Below are 17,545 nucleotides of genomic sequence, written 5' to 3' on the forward strand. Positions count from 1 at the left end.
TCCAGGTTGGCGTGACGAGTTCTCATTTCTTCTTCGGGGATGCCTTTCTCGTGGATGATGTGAGAGATGGTGGCCTCGAGGAAGAGGAGGGTGGAGAGCTCGAAGACGGTGCCCATGGGCATGCCGACGACTTTTCCGAAGAGCTCTGGGGAGCCGATGCGGAAGACGGAGTCGGCGAGGTCGCCGAGGGAGGAGCTGTCGCGGGTGGAGATGAGGGCGATGGAGGCGCCCTGCTCCTTGGCTTTTTTGGTGAAGGCGAGCATGGTTTCGGTTTCACCGGAGCCGGAGATCACGATCAGCAAGTCGCCCTTGCGGATGCTGGGGGTGACGATTTCGCCGACGACGAAGACGTCATAGCCGCCGTGCATGAGGCGCATGGCGAAGAACTTGGCGACCAGCCCCGACCGGCCGGCCCCCGCGACGAAGATGCGGGAGGCCTGGTCGAGCATGGCAGTCAGTTTTGCATCATAGCCGGCATCGGTGGCGGCGAGGATGCCGGAGATTTTGTCTATGATCAGTTTCTGATGCATGCAAATTCCCGATTAGGCGGAAGCGGCGACGACCTGTTCGTAGATTTCGCGCGCGGCATCGGCGGGGGAGGCGGCGCCGTAGATGGCGGCTCCGACGACGATGATGTTGGCACCGGTTTTGACGACCTGTTGGGCGGTGGAGGCCTTGATGCCGCCGGCGACGGAGATGCGGACGGGGAGGCCGAGCTTGGCGATGGCCTGGAGGTCGGCGAAGGGGGTCTGGCCGGCGGCCTGGGCGTCGAGGCCGGTGTGGATGCCGACGATCTGGGCGCCGGCCTTGGCGGACTCACGGGCGCAGGCGGCCTTGTCGGGGACGTTGATCAGGTCGACCTGGACCTCGGCGTTGTGCTTGTTGGCGGCGTTGATGACGCCCTTGATGGTGGCCAGTCCTGCGACGCCGAGGACGGTGGTGATGTCGGCGCCGGCGGCGAAGAAGGGGGTGGCTTCGTATTCACCGGCGTCCATGGTTTTGAGGTCGACCAGGAGCAGCTTGTTGGGGAAGCGTTTTTTGAACTCCTTCACCAGGGCGATGCCGTTGTGCTTGATGCTGGGGGTGCCGATTTCGAAGATATCGACATAGGGCGCGGTGAGGCTTGCGAGCTTCAGGGTCTGCGGGATGTCCAGCGTGTCCAGGGCGAGCTGAATCAATGGTCTTGCCATGAGATCTCCTCCGATCAAAAAAGTAAGGTAGAGAGAAAAAAGTCGGGCTTAAGCCTTAGGAGTTATGGGGTATTGCTAAACGCACAATTTCCCAACTGTAAAGAGTGAGGGGGCCGCTGTCAATGCAGCCCCTCCCCTTTCGCAGGGTCAGCCGTTGAGGCTTTTCAGGTACTTGGTGACGCCGGTTTCGCCCGTGGCCACGACGGCGGGCTTGGGCAGGTTCTTGATGTACCTGGCGACACCGGTTTCGGCGGCGGCAGCCACTTCGGGCAGTGGCAGGTTCTTGAGGTAGCGGGCCACGCCGGTTTCGGCGGTACGGACGGGTTCCGGCAGCGCCTTGAGGTATTTGGCGACACCGGTTTCGGGGCCGGTGGCGAGCCCTTGGGCCTGGAGGTATTTGGCGACGCCGGTGGCTGCCGGCGCCGGTGCGGCGGCGGGGGCGGCCGCTGCGGCGGTTGCGGCCGGGTGGGCGGTGGCCGGACGGCGGCTGCTCCAGAGCACGAAGCCGATGAGGGCGGCGACCACGCCGCCGAACAGGTAATAATCCGAGCCGGTGTCCGGGGCGGGTTTGGCGGGGCTGGACGGTGCGGCCTGGGGTTCGGGGGCTGCCTCGGTCTTGGCGGGGGCCGCCGGTGCCGGGCGGGCAGACGCGGCGGGCGCTGCCTGGGGTTGGGCCGGCGGGGCGGCTTCGGGGGCCGCGGGCTTGCCGGTCAGGCTGGGATCCCGATAGATCACCGACGGCTTGAAGTCGGGCGGATAATCGGCGGCGCCCGCGAGCGGGGCGGCCAGCAGCAGGGCTGCGGACAGGATGTGGGTCGAGAACGGTTTCTTCACGTGGTTTCCCCCATAAGTCTGGTCAGTTGGGTACAAAAGCTCGGCGGGGCGGGTTGCGGGATCGCCCCCCTTGTTTTTCCAATTGCATCGCTTGCGTTCCGTTGCCGGACGCTTTCACGTCCGCCTCCCGGCGCCCGTTCGGCCCACCGCGCTAGCGGACGATCGGATCGAGTTTGCCCTGGGCATACGCCAAGCTCATGTCCTCCAGGCGCAGGGGCTTGATCTTGGCGGCCTGGCCGGCGGCGCCGAAGGCCTCGTAGCGGGCCCGGCAGATCGCGGTCATGGCGGTTTGCGCGGCCTTGTAGAGCTTGCGCGGGTCGAAGTTCTTCCTGTCCTCGACCATGAACCTGCGCATGGCGCCGTAGGAGGCGATGCGCAGGTCGGTATCGATGTTGACCTTGCGGACACCGTGGCGGATGCCCTCGACGATCTCCTCGACCGGCACGCCGTAGGTCTGGCCGATGTCGCCGCCGTAGTCGTTGATCATCTGCGCCCACTCCTCGGGGACCGAAGACGAGCCGTGCATCACCAGATGGATAGTGGGGATCCGCTGGTGGATCGCCTTGACTCGGTCGATCCGCAGCACCTGCCCGGTCGGTTTGCGGGTGAACTTGTAGGCGCCGTGGCTGGTGCCGATGGCGATCGCCAGGGCATCGACCTGGGTCTGGCGGACGAAATCCGCCGCCTCGTCCGGATCGGTCAGCAGCAGCGAGTGGTCCAGCTCCCCTTCCGCGCCATGGCCGTCTTCCTTCCCTGCCCGGCCGGTTTCCAGCGAGCCCAGGCAGCCGAGTTCGCCTTCCACCGATACCCCACAGGCATGCGCCATCTCGACCACCTTGCGGGTGGTCTCGACATTGTACGCATAGCTGGCCGGGGTTTTCATGTCCTCCAGCAGGGAGCCGTCCATCATCACCGAGCTGAAGCCGGATTGGATGGAGCGGATGCACACCGCCGGGGAGGCGCCGTGATCCTGATGCATGCACACCGGGATGTGCGGATACATCTCGATGGCGGCCTGCACCAGATGGCGCAGGAACGGCTCGCCGGCATAGGTCCTCGCGCCGGCCGAGCCCTGCAGGATCACCGGGGCGTCCACGGCCGAAGCCGCCTCCATGATGGCCTTGATCTGCTCCATGTTGTTGACGTTGAACGCCGGCAGGCCGTAGCCGTGCTCGGCGGCGTGGTCCAGCAGTTGGCGCAGGGAGATCAAAGCCATGGGATGGTCTCGGGTGAGGTTAGAACAAGGCCTCGGCCTGGCCGACCACGTTGTCGACGGTGAAGCCGAAGGTCTTGAACAGCACGCCGGCCGGCGCGGATTCGCCGAAGCGGTCCAGGCCGATAACTTTGCCATGGCTGCCGACGTATTTCCACCAGCCGTCGCTGACACCGGCCTCGATGGCGAGGCGGCGGGTCACGGCGGGCGGCAGCACGCTGTCGCGGTACGCCGGCTCCTGGGCATCGAACACGTTGGTGGAGGCCATCGACACCACCCGCACCTGCCTGCCCTTGGCGGTCAGGGCCTCGGCCGCTTTCACCGCCAGCTCGACCTCCGAGCCGGTGGCCAGCAGGATGAGGTCGGGGGTGCCGGTGCAGTCAACCAGGACATAGCCGCCCTTGGCGATCGCGGCGATCTGCTCCGGCGTGCGGGGCATGTGCGGCAGGTTCTGGCGCGAGAAGATCAGGGCGGAGGGACCGTCCCGGCGCTCGATCGCGCACTTCCAGGCCACCGCCGATTCCACCGCGTCGCACGGCCGCCAGACCTGCATGTTGGGGATCAGGCGCAGGGTGGCGGTCTGCTCGACGGGCTGGTGGGTGGGGCCGTCCTCACCCAGGCCGATGGAGTCGTGGGTGTAGACGTAGATCACCGGGATCTTCATCAGGGCCGACATGCGCAGCGCGTTGCGGGCATATTCGGAGAACATCAGGAAGGTCGCGCCGTAGGGCTTGAAGCCACCGTGCAGGGCGATGCCGTTCATGATGGCGGACATGCCGAATTCACGCACGCCGTAGTAGACGTAGTTGCCGTCGTGGCCGGGGGCGTTGACGTCCTTGCAGCCGGACCACAGGGTCAGGTTGGAGCCGGCGAGGTCGGCGGAGCCGCCCAGGATCTCCGGCAGCAGGGGCCCGAAGCCGTTGAGGGCGTTCTGGGAAGCCTTGCGGCTGGCGATGGTCTCGGCCTTCTCGTTCACCTGGGCCACGAAGGCGGCGGATTTCTCCGCCCAGTCGCGGGGCAATTCGCCGGCCATGCGGCGTTCGAACTCGGCGGCCAGCTCGGGGAATTCGCGGCGGTAGTTTTCGAAGCGGTCGTTCCACTCGCCTTCGGCCTTGGCGCCGGTCTCGCGCGCGCTCCAGGCCTCGTAGATGTCGGCCGGGATTTCGAAAGGCGGGTGCGACCAGCCGATGTTCTCGCGGGTCAAGGCGACCTCGTCGGTGCCGAGGGCGGCGCCGTGGCAGTCTTCCTTGCCCTGTTTGTTGGGCGAACCCCAGCCGATGATGGTCTGGCAGCAGATCAGCGACGGTTTGTCGGTGACCGCGCGGGCTTCCTCGATGGCCGCCTTCACGGCGTCCGGATCATGCCCGTCGACCTTGGGGATCACGTGCCAGCCGTAAGCCTCGAAGCGCCGGGGGGTATCGTCCATGAACCAGCCGGGCACGCCGCCATGGCCGCGCACTTCGCCGTCGATGGAGATGTTGTTGTCGTCGTAGAAGGCGATCAGCTTGCCCAGCTTCATGGAGCCGGCCAGCGAGCAGGCCTCGTGGGAGATGCCCTCCATCAGGCAGCCATCGCCCAGGAAGACGTAGGTGTAATGGTCGACGATGGTATGGCCGGGGCGGTTGAACTGGCCGGCGAGCGTGCGCTCGGCCAGGGCCATGCCGACGGCGTTGGTGATGCCCTGGCCCAGCGGACCCGTGGTGGTCTCCACCCCGGGGGTGTAGCCGTATTCGGGATGGCCGGGGGTTTTGGAGTGGAGCTGACGGAAGTTCTGCAGCTCCTCGATGGGCAGATCGTAGCCGGTCAGATGCAGCAGGGAATAGATCAGCATCGAGCCGTGGCCGTTGGACAGCACGAAGCGGTCGCGGTTGGGCCACTTCGGATTGGCCGGGTTGTGGCACAGGTAGTCGTTCCACAGCACCTCGGCAATGTCCGCCATCCCCATCGGCGCCCCGGGATGGCCCGAGTTGGCCTTCTGCACGGCATCCATGCTCAAGGCGCGTATGGCGTTGGCGAGTTCTCGTCGCGTCCTCATGTCGGTCTCCTCCAATGTTGTCTGCTCGCTGGGATGCGTGGAAAATTCTGAAACAATGTATTATCCCTCAGTAAATTCCATCTTGTCACGCCTCGAGGAACCGGCGCGGGGGGGCGGGCGCGCCGCGCTGAAACGGCCGGCGTGACTCGGGGCGCCTAATTTATTGGCAATCCAGGATAAGAGAAAATCAGTCTATATTAACAAAATAATAAATAAAAATTATCCATGAACATTACCCTCCGGCAGTTGAAGGTCTTCGAGCGGGTCGCGCGGCGGCTGAGTTTCACGCGCGCGGCGGAAGAGCTCTATCTGACGCAGCCCGCCGTTTCGATGCAGATCAAACAGTTCGAGGAGAGCATAGGGCTGCCATTGTTCGAGCGCTTGGGAAAAAAAATCTTCCTCACCCGTGCCGGCGAGGAGCTGTATCGATTGAGTCGGCAGATTTCGCTTCAGCTCGATGAGGCCGAGCAGCTCATCGAGGAGTTGAAAGGCATGGAAGGCGGGCGGCTGGTCGTCGCGGTGGCGAGCACGGTGCATTATTTCGCGATCCGGCTGCTGGCGGACTTCTGCAAGCGCTATCCGAAGGTGCGGGTGAATTTCAAGGTGACCAATCGCAAGGGGCTGCTGCAGATGCTCGACGACAACGAAGTGGATACGGTGCTGATGGGGCGTCCGCCGGATGACATGGACCTCGTGGCCGAGGCGTTCATGGACAATCCCTTGGTCATCATTGCGCCGACGGATCATCCCCGGGTAGGCGAAAAAGGCATACGTCTGGAGGACTTGCGCAATGAGACGTTTCTCATGCGCGAACAGGGGTCGGGCACCCGCAATGCGGTCGAGCGGTTCTTCGCCGAGCGGGGGGTGCGGGTGCTCGCCAGCATGGAAATGAACACCAACGGAGCCATCAAGCAGGGAGTCGAAGTCGGTCTGGGGCTGGGACTGGTCTCGATACATACGGTCGAACGCGAACTCGCCGACCGCCGGGTGGTGGTGCTGGACGTGGAAGCATTTCCGATCATGCGTCAGTGGTACATCGTGCATCGGGCGGGCAAGCGCTTGTCGGCGACGGCCACGGCGTTTGAGGAGTTCGTGCGAAGTGAGGCCCGGCGGTTCGTCGCGCCATTCAATGCAATCCTCGGCGCCGGGAAGGAGGCGGTGGTCGGAGCGATGGAATATTGAGGGGAGAGACTATTTGCCGAGACAGAAACTCGAAAATATCCGGTTCAGCAAGTCCTCATTGGTGAATTCGCCAGTGATCTCGCCCAGCGCTTTCTGGGCGGCGCGGAGTTCCTCGGCCAGGAGTTCGGCAGTCTTGGTGTGCAGGTAGAGGCGGGCGTTGGCCACGGCGGCGCGGGCTCTTCGGATGGCGTCCAGATGCCGTCGGCGGGCACTGAACACCCCTTCGGTGCCTTTCTTGTAACCCGCGCGACGGATGATTTCCTGCCTCAGCAGATCGACACCTTCGCCGGTGCGAGCGGAAAGATGGATCACGGTGGTTTCTCGTTGGACCGTCAGGGATGCCGGCGCCCCCGTCAGGTCGATCTTGTTGAAGATCCGGATGAGCGGGATGGTTTCCGGCAGGTCCGCCGGCAGGGCGTCGCCGGCTTCGGTGTGGCGGGCGTCGCAGACCAGCAGGATGCAGTCGGCGTTGGCGAGTGCATCCCGGGCGCGCCGGATGCCTTCGCGTTCGATCGGGTCTTCGCTGTCGCGCAGTCCCGCGGTGTCGACGATATGCAGGGGGAGGCCGCCAACCTGCAGCGATTCGCGGAGGAGGTCGCGGGTGGTGCCGGGAATCTCGGTCACGATCGCCAAGTCGCGGCCGGCCAGGGCGTTGAGCAGGCTGGATTTGCCGACATTGGGACGTCCTGCGATCACCGTCGTGAGACCTTCGCGCAGCAATGCCCCTTGGTGCGCCTTGGTGTCGATGGTGTCGAGCTCGTCCAGTAGTCCGGTGATCTCATGGCCGAGAGTGGCGTCATCCAGCAGGTCGATGTCCTCGTCGCTGAAGTCGATGGCGGCTTCGACGTAGGTCCGGAGCCGGACGAGGCATTCCTGCAGGTGATGGATGTGAGCGGAAAACTCGCCCTGGAGCGAGCGCTGTGCAGAGCGGGCGCTTTCTTCGGTGCTGCTGTCGATGAGGTCGGCGATGGCTTCGGCCTGGGCGAGGTCCAGCTTTCCGTTCAGATAGGCGCGTTCGGAAAACTCCCCCGGTCGGGCGAGCCGGCATCCCAACTGCAGCGTACGTCGCAGCAGGAGGTCCAGGACCACTGGGCCGCCATGGCCGTGCAGTTCGAGGACGTTTTCGCCCGTGAACGAGCGGGGTGCGGGAAAATACAGTGCGATACCGCTGTCGATGGCGCGGCCGTCGGCGTCCAGGAAATGGCGGAACTCGGCGTAGCGGGGACGCGGCGGGCGGCCGAGCAGGGCGTCGAGAACCGGTCCGAGATTGCTGCCGGAAATGCGGACGATGCCGACGCCGCCCTTGCCGGGCGGCGTGGCGATCGCGGTTATGGTGTCTCGATCGGGGGCTGCCATCGCCGGGCGAGGACTAGGCCCTGGCGGTGTTTTTCTCGATCTGGCGGGTGATGTACCACTGTTGGATGATCGAGAGAATGTTGTTGACCACCCAGTACAGCACCAGCCCCGAGGGGAAGAAGAGGAAGAACACCGTGAAGACCAGTGGAAAGAACTGCATCACCCGTGCCTGGATCGGGTCGGTAGGCGGCGGGTTCAGGCGCTGCTGGATGAACATGGAAACACCCATGATGAGCGGCAGGACGAAGTACGGGTCTTTGGACGAAAGATCGTCCAGCCAGAGCAGGAACGGCGCTTGGCGCAGATCCACGCTTTCGACCAGCACCCAGTACAGCGAGATGAATACCGGGATCTGAACCAGGATCGGGAGGCAGCCGCCGAGTGGGTTGACCTTCTCCTTGCGGTAGAGTTCCATCATCGCCTGGTTGTAGCGCTGGCGGTCCTCGCCATAGCGCTCCTTCAATTCCACCAGCTTGGGTTGCAGCTTCCGCATGTTGGCCATGGAACGGTAGCTGGCTTCGGAGAGCTTGAAGAACAGCGCCTTGATGACCAGGGTCACGAAAATGATGGCCCAGCCCCAGTTGTTGAAAAAGCCGTGGAATGTTTCCAGCAGCCAGTAGATGGGCTTGGCGATGACGGTCAGGATGCCGAAGTCGGCGGTCAGCTCGAGGCCGGGGGCAATGCCTTCCAGCACGTGCTGCAGCTTGGGGCCGGCGAACAGCCGGGCTTTGAGTGTCTGGCTGCTGCCTGCCGGGACCTCGGCCGGGGGCGAGTAGGCGCCGATCACGAAAACGCGGTCGGCCAGCGCCTTGGTGTAGAAGGTCGATTCGTCTTCCGCGGGAGGAACCCAGGCGGCGAGGAAGTAATGCTGGATCATGGCGATCCAGCCTTGGCGGGATTTCGCGTCCAGGTTGCCGCTCGCCATGTCCTTGAAGGCGATCTTCTCGTAGCTTTTGTCCTCAGTGTGCAGGACACCGCCGGTGTAGGTACGGATGAATTGAGAGTCTTCCTGCGCACTGGTTGGTTCCTTGCGCTGGAGTTGCATGTACTGGCGGCCCGTCCAGTTGGTGTTCGAGCGGTTGTCGATCGTCTGTTCCATGTCGATCAGATAGCTGCCGCGCCGGAGGATGTATGTCTTGGTCACCGTCACGCCCTGGCCGTCGGTCCAGGTGAGGGGTACGCGTAGGATGTCCTGGCCATCTTGTAGGCGGTACTCGCCGGCTTCGGCCTGCCAGAGGCTGTGATGGTTGGGGACCTGCTGGGCGGCACCGATGAAGCCGCTCTGGGCGACGAAGATGTCGCCCTGGTCGGTCAGGAGGCGCACGGGCCGGTCCGGCTGCTCCTTGCTGACGGGGTAGTTGAGCAGGTCGAGTTGGCGCAGGTCGCCACCGCGGGTGTCGATTTCGAGGCTGAGGACGTCGGTGTGGACCCGGATGCGCCGACTGCCTTCCTGCGTCGGTGCTTCGGTGTGCACCGTTACGCCGCTCTCGTCGTCGCTGGGCCGTTGCGGCAGATCGCCTGCCGGGCGGGAGGCGCCGTCGGTCTGGGCCACGGCTTGGGGCTTCGGGCCGTAGTCGATCTGCCACTGCTCCCATAGCAGGAAGCTCAGGAATATGAAAAAGACGAAAAGCACAAACCGTAGGTTATCCATTATTGTTTTCCAAGTTTTTCCGGGACCGGATCGATGCCGCCAGGATGCCAGGGGTGGCATCTCATGAGCCGCCGTATTGTAAGGTATGCTCCGCGCATCGCGCCAAAGCGTCCGATGGCGTCCATGGCATAGTTCGAGCAAGTGGGGAAGAAACGGCAGTGATGGCCGAGCCAGGGGCTGAGCAGGTATTGGTAGAGCCTGATCAGGGTGATGAGGAGCCGCTGCATCGTCGGGTCAGTATGAGCCAGTGTTTTTCCAGGGCGCGCAGCAGGACGGCGGAATTCACGCTGGTTGCCGGGGTGCGGGCCATGACGACATAATCGATGGTGCCGAGCTGTGCCTGGCGAAGACGGAACGATTCGCGAACCAGTCGCTTGATCCGGTTGCGATCGACCGCTTTTCGAATCTGCTTCCGGGAGAGCGCCAAGCCCAACCGTGGATGGGCCAGGCTGTTGGGGCGGGCCAGCACCGTGAGCCACGAATCCGAGGAGCGGCAGGCGTCTTCGAATACGAAACGGAACTCGACGGGGCTGGCCAATCGGTGGGATCTGGGAAACCCGTACCCTTGGCCGGGAACGGGCCGTTCCATCAGACCGAGAGCTTTCTGCGCCCTTTCGCGCGCCGGGCGCTGAGGACGGCGCGGCCGCCGCGGGTCTTCATGCGGGCGCGGAAGCCGTGGGTGCGCACGCGCTTGATCTTGCTTGGTTGATAGGTTCTTTTCATGATCGGTCCTGCTTGATGCCGAGCAGCGGCAAAAAGAAAAAGAGCGTAACTATAAGATGCGGTACGTTCGCCGTCAAGAATCTGGTAAGGGGCCATTTTCCGGTAGAATAATCCCCCCTTCCGGGGCGGCCCGCCCCTGCCAGTTTCCCTAAGGATATCCCCGATGAGCGTGCTTTGGAGTCATTGCATCAGCAAGCTTGAAGGCGAACTTCCTCCGCAACAGTTCAACACCTGGATCAGGCCGTTGCAGGCGGTGGAGGACGGGGGGGAGTTGCGTCTTCTGGCGCCGAACCGGTTCGTTCTCGACTGGGTGAAGCAGCATTTCATCGGTAAGATCGAGGAGGTCGTGTCCGAGCAGAACCGCGACTCCGCCCCCAACGTCGTGCTGGAGATCGGTTCGCGCGCCGCCGAGGCGGCCCAGATGAGGTCGGCGAATCCCCCCCGCAAGACCGCTCCGGCACGCAAACAGGTGCCTAACAACCTGAACAGCGCCTTCATTTTCGGTAATTTCGTCGAAGGCAAGTCCAACCAGCTGGCGAAGGCTGCCTCGCTGCAGGTGGCGCAGAACGTGGGGCGCGCCTATAATCCGCTGTTCATTTATGGTGGCGTCGGTCTTGGTAAGACCCATTTGATGCACGCCATCGGCAACGAAATTCTCCGCGGAAATCCGGCGGCCAACATCGTTTATCTGCATTCCGAGCGCTTCGTTTCCGATATGGTGAAGGCGCTGCAGCATAATGCGATCAACGCCTTCAAGGAGTTTTACCGTACCGTCGATGCCCTGCTGATCGACGACATCCAGTTTTTCGCAGGCAAGGAGCGCTCGCAGGAGGAGTTTTTCCACACATTCAACACCCTGCTGGAAAACAAGCATCAGGTGGTGCTTACCTGTGACCGCTACCCCAAAGAGATCAAGGGCCTGGAAGAGCGGCTCAAATCGCGGTTTGGCTGGGGATTGCCGGTGGCCATCGAGCCGCCCGATCTGGAGACGCGGGTCGCCATTCTCATGAGCAAGGCCCAGCAGTCCGGCATCGATCTGTCACCGGAGGTGGCGTTTTTCATCGGCAAGCGTATTCGCTCCAATATCCGTGAGCTGGAGGGCGCGCTTCGTCGCGTCATCGCCAACGCGCAGTTCACCGGGCGGCCGATCACCCTGGAGTTTGCCAAGGAGGCCTTGCGCGACCTGATCGCGCTGCAGGACCGGATGATCAACGTGGAAAACATCCAGAAAACGGTCTCGGAGTATTTCAAGATCCGTCAGGCCGACCTGTTGTCGAACAAACGCACGCGTTCGCTCACCCGGCCACGCCAGATCGCCATGGCTTTGTCCAAGGAGCTGACCAGCCATAGCCTGCCGGAGATCGGTCAGATGTTCGGTGGGCGGGATCACACCACGGTGCTGCATGCCTGCCGGAAAGTACAGGAGCTCAAGGAGAGCGATGCCAGATTCATGGAGGATTTTTCCAATCTTCTGCGTATTCTCTCCAACTGACACCCCGTTTCTTTCGCCAAGGGCTCGAGCCATGAAATTCCGTATCTTGCGGGAAGATTTGTTATTGCCGCTGCAGCAGGTCATCGGTGTCATCGAGCGGCGCCAGACGCTGCCGATTCTTTCGAACGTGCTGATCGAGGTGGAGGCCGGACGGATGGAACTGGCCGGGACCGATCTGGAGGTTCAGCTGGTTGCAAATACCGACATGGAAGGTAAGGAATCCGGGCGTTTCACCGTGCCTGCGCGCAAACTTATGGACATCTGCAGGCTCCTGCCGGAGGGCGGGGAGCTAGCATTCGACGTGAAGCCGGAGCGAGTATCGCTGCAATGCGGCAAGAGCCGTTTCATTTTGGGTGCACTGCCGGCGGAGAACTATCCCAACTTCGAGCATGGCGATCCGGAGGCGGTGTTCGACTGCGAGGCGCAGTTGCTGCGGCGGGCCATCGAGAAGACGGCTTTCGCTATGGCTCAGCAGGACGTGCGCTATTATCTGAATGGTCTGCTTCTGGAAATCCGGCAGGGTCGGATACGGGCTGTGGCGTCCGATGGCCATCGGCTGGCGCTGTTCGAGGATGTTGTGGACGGAATGCCGGACGTCGCCAGGCAGATCATCATTCCCCGAAAGGGGGTTCTGGAGCTGGGGCGTCTTCTGGCTCGCGTGGAAGGCTCGGCGAGCGTGCGGATATCGGCGAATAACGTCAGGATCCTGTTCGGCACATTCAGTTTCGCCGTGAAGCTGGTCGAGGGTCGATATCCGGATTATGAGCGTGTGATTCCAAAGACGGCTTGCCGGGTCGTCGTGGTCGACCGCCATGAACTGCGCGGTGCACTGACGCGGGTCGCCGTGCTGTCCAACGAGAAGTTCAAGGGCGTCAGCCTGGAAATCGGAGAGGGGCTCATCCGTCTCAGGGCGCAGAATCCAGAGCATGAGGAGGCGGAAGACGAGGTGCCTGCCGACGTGTCCGGCGAGGCCTTCGCGGTGGGTTTCAATGCCTCCTATCTGCTCGATGCGATCAACGCGGTGGCTTCGGATGCGGTGCGCATGTCCTTTACCGATGCCAATGGCAGTTGCCTGATAGAAGATTTGTCGGATTCCAGGTACCGCTTCATTGTGATGCCGATGCGTCTCTGATGCCGGAATATCCGGCCTTGAGGAGCAAAGGAGTCGGAACCGCCGGCACCGTATGGCGCTGCTGAAGCTCGACATTGCCGATGTCCGTAATATCGAATCCGCCAGCCTGAGTCCCGGCGAGGGGCTCAATCTGCTGTTCGGAGCCAACGGCAGCGGCAAGACTTCGCTGCTTGAGGCGATTTATCTTCTCAGTCGGGGCAAATCCTTTCGCTCCCCGCAGTCCGGCCGGATCATCCGTTTCGATCGGCCGTGTCTTACGGTTTCCGGTAGTATCGGGCGGCCGGGAGCGGGTATTGCGGTGGGCGTTCGCCTCGGTCGCAGCGAGAAGGAAGTCCGTGTCGGGGGGCGGAGCTGTGATTCCAGTGCGCAATTGATCCGCCTTTTTCCTGCTGTCTTGATCCATCCTGCCAGCGTTGCACTGCTCGAGGGGCCGCCTCGATGGCGAAGGCAGATGCTCGATTGGGGGGTGTTCCACGTGGAACAGGGCTATCTCGATCTGCTGCGCCGCTTTTCGCGCACACTCGAGCAGCGCAATGCGGTACTCCGGGGCGAGGCGCCCGGTTCGAGTCTGGCGGCATGGTCGGGAGAGCTGGCACGATGGGGTACAATGATCGCCGAACTGCGATCGTCCTACCTTGATCGGATTCGGATGCATTTCGGGGAAATGGTGTTCGCATTGCTCGGCCGGACGGATGTCGAACTGGTGGTTCGTCCGGGGTGGCGAGCGGGATGGTCCTATGCGGACGCTCTCGCCGCATCCCAGCCGACGGACCGGCGGTTGGGCTATACGGAGCCGGGTCCCCAAAAAGGGGATTTCGCGGTGCTGGTCGGGGGGCGGCCGGCCAGGGACTATTTGTCGCGGGGCCAGCTGAAGCTCCTGACCTATGCGCTTTTGCTGGCGCAAGCCGGCCTGCTGGAAGCGGATCAGCCGGGTCGGGTCTGCCTTCTGGTCGATGACATTGCTTCGGAACTGGATTCCCGCAACCAGGAGCGGCTGCTGAGCCTGGTCAAGTCGACCGGCTTGCAGTCCTTCGTTACTTTTTCCGGCGCCACTCAGGGGGTGGCGGCCGTGGTCGGCCGGACCGCCAGGGTGTTCCACGTGGAACAAGGTCGCATCCGCACTGGCTCATGAGAATGAGACGATCCCGGCGACCCGCTTTCCCGCTTTACGAAAGCGACCTTCACGCCATGCTCGTTTCCCCTCGCCCCGCCCGCTCCCAAGGGAGCGGGTGAGCAAGGTTGAGCGACTTTCACGATTAAATGACTCAATCGAATGACTACCAAGCCTAACGAATACGACAGCTCCCACATCAAGATTCTCAAAGGGCTCGACGCGGTGCGCAAGCGTCCGGGCATGTACATCGGCGACACCGATGACGGGACGGGGCTGCATCACATGGTCTTCGAGGTCGTGGACAACTCGATCGACGAAGCCATGGCCGGCTACTGCAAGCGTATCTGTGTGACGGTCCACGAGGATGAATCGGTCACGGTCTCCGATGATGGCCGCGGCATTCCTGTCGATATCCATCCCGAAGAGGGGCGTTCGGCCGCCGAAGTGATCATGACCGTGCTCCATGCCGGGGGCAAGTTCGACGACAACGCATACAAGGTGTCGGGAGGGTTGCACGGCGTGGGCGTTTCCGTGGTCAACGCATTGTCCGAAAGGCTCTGGCTGGAGATCTGCCGGGGGGGGAGGCGTTACCGGCAGGAATATCGGGACGGGGAGCCTCTGGCGCCCTTGGCGGAGGTCGGGCCGGCCGATACGACGGGAACGACGGTGCGGTTCAAGCCCAGTCCCCAGATTTTTTCCAATATAGAGTTTCACTACGAGATCCTTGCCAAGCGCCTGAGAGAGCTGTCCTTCCTCAATTCCGGCGTGCGGATCGAGCTGGAGGATAAGCGCAGTGGAAAGAACGAGGTGTTCGAGTTCGAGGGCGGCATCCGGGCTTTCGTCGAGCACCTGAACAAGAACAAGACACCGCTGTTCGACAAGGTATTCCATCTCCAGGCTGAACGGGATGGCGTCGGCGTCGAGATCGCCATGCAGTGGAACGATTCTTATCAGGAAAACGTTTTCTGCTACACCAACAACATTCCCCAGCGCGACGGGGGGACGCATCTGGCCGGCTTCCGCGCCGCCCTCACACGTACCGTAAACCAGTACATCGAAGAACAGGGGCTGCTGAAGAAGCAGAAGGTCGTCACCGTCGGCGACGATGCCCGCGAAGGACTGACTGCGGTGTTGTCGGTGAAGGTGCCGGACCCCAAGTTCTCTTCCCAGACCAAAGAAAAGCTGGTGTCATCGGAAGTGAAATCCGTGGTCGAATCGGTCATGGCGGAGAAGCTGAACGACTTCCTGCTGGAGAATCCGTCGATTGCCCGGACCATTGCCAACAAGGTCGTCGATGCGGCCCGCGCCCGGGAGGCGGCCCGGAAGGCCAGGGAAATGACACGCCGCAAGTCCGCGCTGGATATCGCGGGTCTGCCAGGCAAGCTGGCGGACTGCCAGGAGAAGGACCCGGCACTTTCTGAGCTGTTCATCGTCGAGGGCGATTCCGCCGGCGGTTCCGCCAAACAGGGACGGGACCGGCGCAGCCAGGCCATTCTTCCGCTCAAAGGCAAGATCCTGAACGTCGAACGGGCGCGGTTCGACAAGATGCTGTCGTCGGAAGAAGTCGGAACTCTCATCACCGCCTTGGGGTGCGGCATCGGCCGGGAGGAATACAACCCGGACAAGCTGCGCTACCACCGCATCATCATCATGACCGATGCCGACGTCGACGGTTCGCACATACGCACTCTCCTCCTGACCTTTTTCTACCGCCAGATGCCGGAGCTGGTCGACCGCGGCCATGTCTACATCGCACAGCCACCCCTTTACAAGGTCAAGAAAGGGCGCCAGGAGCACTATGTCAAGGACGACGCCGAACTCAACGAATACCTGCTGCAGCTCGCCATAGACAAGACCCGGCTGGTCGTCGACGACCAGTCCCCACCCATCCAGGGGCAAGGCCTGGAAAAGCTGTCGCACGAGTACCTGCACGTCAGGAAGCTGATCGGCCGACTTGCCCACCGCTATGATGAGGCCTTCCTCGAGGCGCTGACGGTGTTGCCGCCTCTGTCCGCCGCAGAGCTCGAAGATGAAGCCCGGCGCCGCGAATGGTTCGCGGAGGTCGGGCGGATCCTGAATGCAGAAGGGCCGGCGCACTATGTCGTCGCGGTCCGGTCCGGGGACGCTCCGGGAGACTTCACGGTGCAGGTGGACCGCCGTCTGCACGGGGTCGAGCGGACTTTTGAAGTCGGAGCGGGATTCTTCGGTGGCAATGACTATGCCGTATTGAGTGCCTTCGGCCAGCGTGTGGCGGGTTTGTTCGGCGACACCAGCACAGTCTGTTTCAACGACGAACGCCGCCCGGTGCGGTCATTCAAGGAGTTGTTTGACTGGATGCTGACTGAGGCCAAGAAGGGACAGCACATTCAGCGCTACAAGGGATTGGGGGAGATGAATCCGGAACAGCTTTGGGAAACGACCCTGGATGCCAACACGCGTCGCCTGCTGCAGGTCCGCATCGAGGATGCCATCGCTGCCGACGAGGTGTTCACCACCCTGATGGGGGATCAGGTCGAGCCGCGGCGTGAGTTCATCGAGCGCAACGCGCTGCAGGTGGCGAATCTGGACGTGTAGTGCAGGCGTGCCCCGCCGCCCCTCGGGGGCGGGGCGGCTCTTCACTTGAGCCCGGTGGGGCCGGGGCCGACGTAGGCACTGAACTTGATTCCGTATTCCAGCCTGGCGAGAGAATTGAGCAAAGCCTCCGGTTGGGTCTGCCACAGGGGTTCTCTCGTCGCGCCGGCGCTCTTGCGTTCCATGTGCCCGAGCAGGGCATTGATATGGAGTTCCGGAGCACCGGCCAGTCTCAGGTAATGCTGAAAAGTCGCGCGGAAAGCCTCGGTTCGCCGCCCGCTCCGTTTCAGGCCATGTCGTTCCAGGTGTCTGCTCAGCCACATCCCCATATTCTGTCCTTTGCTGCCCAGCCGGGGGATGATCAGGCCCGGCCACAGCGTGTCGAGGCCGTCGAGTCCGTCGACGTAGGCCAAAAGACCCAGCTCGATCAGTTTGGGGTGCACCGGTACCCGGCGTTCGGATTTTCCCCGGGCGGTCGACGCCACGAACCGGAACGCCGGAATCCGCTCGCCGATCAGGGTGATGTCCTTGGGTTCGAGCTGGCAGATTTCGCCGATGCGTGCGCCGGTGTGCAGCTGAATCAGAGGAACCCAGTATTTATAGGGGGTGTCGAAATCGGCAGCGGTCTCTTCGCCTTCGAAAAAAGCCCGCAACTGTTCCAGGGTCAACGGCTTGTCTGCCGGCTGCTGGCGCTGCTCCGCCGCCACCGTGCCCGTCGGCAATTTGCAGCCGCTGCAGGGATTCTCCATCAGGCCTGGGTGCCCCTGAGCGAGCGCCCAGTTGAACAAAGCGGAGAGGGAGCTGAGGTGGCCGTTGACCGTGGAAGCGGAGAGGCGCCGCCTTTCTGACAGTTCTTTCGCGAAGGCCGTGACGTCGGCGCTCAGGTATTCCGGGAGCGGCCTGTCGCCGGCGATCTCGATGAAACGCAGCAGATGGTTTTCCGCCTGCCGCAGCCTTTCGAACCGGACTTTCCCATGCTGGTCCCGGATGTATTCCCGGATCATGGGGAACATCGTAGGGGCCCCGCCGTGCCGCCGTCGCCGATGTCCATA

Annotated in this window: 16 protein-coding genes; 5 read left to right on the forward strand and 11 right to left on the reverse strand. The window is 62.8% G+C overall.

The window, feature by feature from the left end; translation table 11 throughout:
* The 5 genes from hxlB to tkt form a co-directional block, all read right to left on the reverse strand.
* A partial coding sequence (hxlB, locus tag H156_RS0107635) for a 6-phospho-3-hexuloisomerase (protein WP_026045767.1) occupies positions 1 to 530 on the reverse strand: 530 nt, incomplete at its 3' end.
* Between the two features lie 12 nt (positions 531 to 542).
* Entirely contained in the window at positions 543 to 1,190 is a 648-nt protein-coding gene (hxlA, locus tag H156_RS0107640) for a 3-hexulose-6-phosphate synthase (RefSeq protein ID WP_010962231.1), read from the reverse strand.
* A gap of 147 nt (positions 1,191 to 1,337) precedes the next feature.
* A complete protein-coding gene (locus H156_RS0107645; protein WP_026597591.1) occupies positions 1,338 to 2,024 on the reverse strand; it encodes a hypothetical protein in 687 nt (228 codons plus the stop codon).
* A 151-nt stretch (positions 2,025 to 2,175) separates the two neighbouring features.
* Complete coding sequence (fba, locus tag H156_RS0107650; protein ID WP_017364098.1) at positions 2,176 to 3,240, reverse strand: class II fructose-bisphosphate aldolase; 1,065 nt, start codon at positions 3,238 to 3,240, stop codon at positions 2,176 to 2,178.
* Between the two features lie 19 nt (positions 3,241 to 3,259).
* Positions 3,260 to 5,272 (reverse strand): transketolase, encoded by a 2,013-nt coding sequence (gene tkt / locus H156_RS0107655; protein WP_026597594.1) that lies wholly within the window; start codon positions 5,270 to 5,272, stop codon positions 3,260 to 3,262.
* Positions 5,273 to 5,497: 225 nt separating this feature from the next.
* On the opposite strand from tkt, the gene H156_RS0107660 reads away from it, so the two are divergent.
* Positions 5,498 to 6,454: a LysR family transcriptional regulator gene (locus tag H156_RS0107660; protein ID WP_010962227.1), complete on the forward strand. Its 957-nt coding sequence runs from the start codon at positions 5,498 to 5,500 to the stop codon at positions 6,452 to 6,454.
* Between the two features lie 9 nt (positions 6,455 to 6,463).
* Here the strand turns inward: H156_RS0107660 and mnmE are convergent, their stop codons facing one another.
* Genes mnmE through rpmH form a run of 5 tightly spaced genes read right to left on the reverse strand, consistent with a single transcriptional unit; the run spans position 6,464 to position 10,184 of the window.
* Positions 6,464 to 7,810, reverse strand: a complete 1,347-nt coding sequence (gene mnmE / locus H156_RS0107665) for a tRNA uridine-5-carboxymethylaminomethyl(34) synthesis GTPase MnmE (protein WP_017364413.1) — start codon at positions 7,808 to 7,810, stop codon at positions 6,464 to 6,466.
* Between the two features lie 13 nt (positions 7,811 to 7,823).
* Entirely contained in the window at positions 7,824 to 9,461 is a 1,638-nt protein-coding gene (yidC, locus tag H156_RS0107670; RefSeq protein WP_017364412.1) for a membrane protein insertase YidC, read from the reverse strand.
* Positions 9,461 to 9,688: a membrane protein insertion efficiency factor YidD gene (yidD, locus tag H156_RS15915; RefSeq protein WP_010962224.1), complete on the reverse strand. Its 228-nt coding sequence runs from the start codon at positions 9,686 to 9,688 to the stop codon at positions 9,461 to 9,463. The genes yidC and yidD overlap by 1 nt, the downstream gene beginning before the upstream one ends.
* A complete protein-coding gene (gene rnpA / locus H156_RS0107675; RefSeq protein ID WP_010962223.1) occupies positions 9,664 to 10,050 on the reverse strand; it encodes a ribonuclease P protein component in 387 nt (128 codons plus the stop codon). The genes yidD and rnpA overlap by 25 nt, the downstream gene beginning before the upstream one ends.
* A complete protein-coding gene (gene rpmH, locus H156_RS0107680) occupies positions 10,050 to 10,184 on the reverse strand; it encodes a 50S ribosomal protein L34 (RefSeq protein WP_010962222.1) in 135 nt (44 codons plus the stop codon). Before rpmH ends, rnpA begins: the two co-directional genes overlap by 1 nt.
* A 163-nt stretch (positions 10,185 to 10,347) precedes the next feature.
* Between rpmH and dnaA the strand changes: the two genes are divergently transcribed.
* The 4 genes from dnaA to gyrB all read left to right on the forward strand — a co-directional run bounded on the left by dnaA (position 10,348) and on the right by gyrB (position 16,496).
* Positions 10,348 to 11,676, forward strand: coding sequence for a chromosomal replication initiator protein DnaA (gene dnaA / locus H156_RS0107685; RefSeq protein WP_010962221.1), 1,329 nt, complete (start codon positions 10,348 to 10,350; stop codon positions 11,674 to 11,676).
* Positions 11,677 to 11,707: 31 nt separating this feature from the next.
* On the forward strand, positions 11,708 to 12,808 hold the full coding sequence (dnaN, locus tag H156_RS0107690) for a DNA polymerase III subunit beta (protein ID WP_017364410.1): 1,101 nt from the start codon (positions 11,708 to 11,710) through the stop codon (positions 12,806 to 12,808).
* 52 nt (positions 12,809 to 12,860) lie between these two features.
* Complete coding sequence (gene recF, locus H156_RS0107695) at positions 12,861 to 13,940, forward strand: DNA replication/repair protein RecF (protein WP_017364409.1); 1,080 nt, start codon at positions 12,861 to 12,863, stop codon at positions 13,938 to 13,940.
* A gap of 141 nt (positions 13,941 to 14,081) precedes the next feature.
* On the forward strand, positions 14,082 to 16,496 hold the full coding sequence (gyrB, locus tag H156_RS0107700; protein ID WP_017364408.1) for a DNA topoisomerase (ATP-hydrolyzing) subunit B: 2,415 nt from the start codon (positions 14,082 to 14,084) through the stop codon (positions 16,494 to 16,496).
* A gap of 41 nt (positions 16,497 to 16,537) precedes the next feature.
* Here gyrB and H156_RS0107705 read toward each other — a convergent pair whose 3' ends face one another.
* Entirely contained in the window at positions 16,538 to 17,497 is a 960-nt protein-coding gene (locus H156_RS0107705; protein ID WP_017364407.1) for a site-specific integrase, read from the reverse strand.
* Positions 17,498 to 17,545 lie beyond the last annotated feature (48 nt).

Origin of the sequence: Methylococcus capsulatus str. Texas = ATCC 19069 (genome assembly GCF_000424685.1) — a bacterium.
Lineage (GTDB): Bacteria > Pseudomonadota > Gammaproteobacteria > Methylococcales > Methylococcaceae > Methylococcus > Methylococcus capsulatus.